Source organism: Neisseria sp. P0019.S002, from assembly GCF_051957155.1.
Classification (GTDB): Bacteria; Pseudomonadota; Gammaproteobacteria; order Burkholderiales; family Neisseriaceae; genus Neisseria; species Neisseria perflava.
This window is the reverse complement of sequence record NZ_JBQCWS010000132.1, coordinates 1-452: the sequence shown is the minus strand read 5'-3', so window position 1 is coordinate 452 and position 452 is coordinate 1. Positions and strand designations below refer to the sequence as shown.

Sequence of the window (452 nt, the reverse complement as noted above, 5' to 3'; positions counted from 1 at the left end):
AACGCAGTTTGATCACGCTTTAAATGCCCAACTTGACAATGGCTTCGCCATCTTCGGCAACAGGCTACTCGCTGCAGGAAAGCTTGTCACCGATGCGATAAAAGCAGGGCACCTGAAAGATATCGATAAACCCAGCGAACCATGTTAGGTGAGAGGTAAGATTATACCGAGGTATGAAAACGAGAATGGGACCTTGACAGAATTACTCTATGAAGCGCCATATTTAAAAAGCTACCAAGACGAATAGGATGAAGAGGATGAGGAGGCAGAGTGCCTTGAATAGATGGACAATACTGAGAAGATAATATAGCTTTACTACCAAGACGATAAATGCTTCGGAAAAGTGAAACTGCGAAAAAATGGGAACCGGGACGCTTATATAGAAGATATCGCCGTATGTAAGGATTTCAGGGTGCAAGGCATAGGCAGCGCGCTTATCAATATATCTATAG

General features: G+C 43.6%; 1 pseudogene. It reads left to right on the top strand.

Annotated features, from left to right (window positions below):
- Positions 1 to 97: 97 nt before the first annotated feature.
- Positions 98 to 452 (top strand): annotated as a pseudogene (locus tag ACTHTY_RS11925) (GNAT family N-acetyltransferase); the annotation flags it as partial.